3 protein-coding genes are annotated in these 1,496 nt (G+C 64.2%); 1 reads left to right on the plus strand and 2 read right to left on the minus strand.

Translation table 11 applies throughout. From position 1 onward, the window contains the following. Positions 1-331: 331 nt before the first annotated feature. Positions 332-517, minus strand: a complete 186-nt coding sequence (locus GFH49_RS01580; RefSeq protein ID WP_155053913.1) for a hypothetical protein — start codon at positions 515-517, stop codon at positions 332-334. An 89-nt stretch (positions 518-606) separates the two neighbouring features. Between GFH49_RS01580 and GFH49_RS01585 the strand changes: the two genes are divergently transcribed. Further along, positions 607-957: a hypothetical protein gene (locus GFH49_RS01585; RefSeq protein ID WP_155053914.1), complete on the plus strand. Its 351-nt coding sequence runs from the start codon at positions 607-609 to the stop codon at positions 955-957. Position 958: 1 nt separating this feature from the next. Here GFH49_RS01585 and GFH49_RS01590 read toward each other — a convergent pair whose 3' ends face one another. After that, complete coding sequence (locus tag GFH49_RS01590; RefSeq protein WP_155053915.1) at positions 959-1,369, minus strand: hypothetical protein; 411 nt, start codon at positions 1,367-1,369, stop codon at positions 959-961. Positions 1,370-1,496: the final 127 nt, after the last annotated feature.

Genomic DNA, 1,496 nt, shown 5'->3' on the forward strand with positions numbered 1-1,496 from the left:
CACGGACCACAGCCACAGGCTCAACAACCCAGCTCAACCAGTCCCCGCAGAAGAGCTACACCCAATGCCGATGCGGGCAACAAGGCCTTCTCAACAACGTGATGGTCGCGCCGTAACTGGCCAGCGGCGGCCCGTTCTTGGTACGCGACGCCGTAGCCGTCCTGGCGGGGCAGGTGGACAAGCACCGTGTTCCGGGTCGCGCGCTCGACCAGCGTGCCAATCGCCGATCGCTCACAGCGACAAGGGCGAGGAGGCTGCCAAAGCGCCCTCGCACTGCAAGGGTGACAGGCTCCGTCGGCGGGCGTTTCGAAATGTACACGCTGCCGATGCGTCAGTTGCCGAGTCCGGCCATCGGGTTCGGCTCCTTCTCCAACAGTTGGAAGATCCCGGCTTGTTCAGCCCTCGCCCGGCGTTTCGGACTGGCCTGGGCGCGTTCCGAGGCGAACTTGTCCCAGTCTGCGGGCTGCAGGAAGAGCAGATCGCCGGTATCGGGCACGATCATGACGCCGCCGAACACGGGATCACCGGCGAACCAGGCGCCGCTGTTCTCTGCTGCCTCGGGCCACCGGCGGACTGTCGATGCGTTGACGGCATGGAGGGTGCGCCGTGCTGACCGCGAACCGAAAGCTTGATGGTGTGTACATCCCCGAGCAGCAACCGCTGCGACTGCTTCTTGACTACGCGGGAGCGGTACTCCAGTGGATACGTACGCAACACCTTTTCGCATATTTTGAGCCGTCGCCCAAGGCCTACCTGGAGGTAAAGGAACAGCAGGAGGAACAGACCCGGGATAACGGGCAGCACGGTGAGGGTGGAGACGGAGACCCCTGCAAACTGCAACACGAACGGGACCGCGATGAGGCCGACGCCCAGGACGGCTCGAGCCGAGACGTGTTTGACCATGGTGCTTCTGGTGTGCCGGAGAACCTGGTCGACATCCGGTGGCGAGGCGGTTGAGTCATCCGAAGTCACTCCTCATCGCAGCCGCGGCAGAACCGGGTTCGGGCCTTTCGTCCGGGCTGTTGCTCTTGTTCGGATCGGTGAAGGAGAAGGTGTGGGCGACGCCGAGCAGAATGTTCCGGTAGGCATCTGCGAGTTCCATGGCGGGCGTCACCATCTGGATCATGATGACCTCCGATCCAGGCCCGGCAACCGTAGCCTGCCAGATCGCTTCCATGGGTGAATCGCCGCCGTCGATACCCGGTCGTCGGCCTGGCACGGCCATGGTCCGTTTCTCCTCGGACAGGTAGCCGAGTCCGCTGGGCAGTTCGAGCGGGAGTACACCCGACTCAGCTGCGCCTTCTGTAGCACCGGCGAGGCCTGCCACCGCCAGTTTTGCGCTTCCGGGAGTCGTGACCGTGGAGATCATGGGGCCGCAGCGGAATGGTGCTGGATGCCAGGGTAGGCGGAGGAGCGAACAGGCATTGATGGAGCCGCACTCAGCATTCGGCGGCGGCAAAGCAGGATGCGTAGGGGGAGCGCAGCGTCGAGCAAGC

Origin of the sequence: Streptomyces blattellae, assembly GCF_009709555.1 — a bacterium.
GTDB lineage: Bacteria > Actinomycetota > Actinomycetes > Streptomycetales > Streptomycetaceae > Streptomyces > Streptomyces blattellae.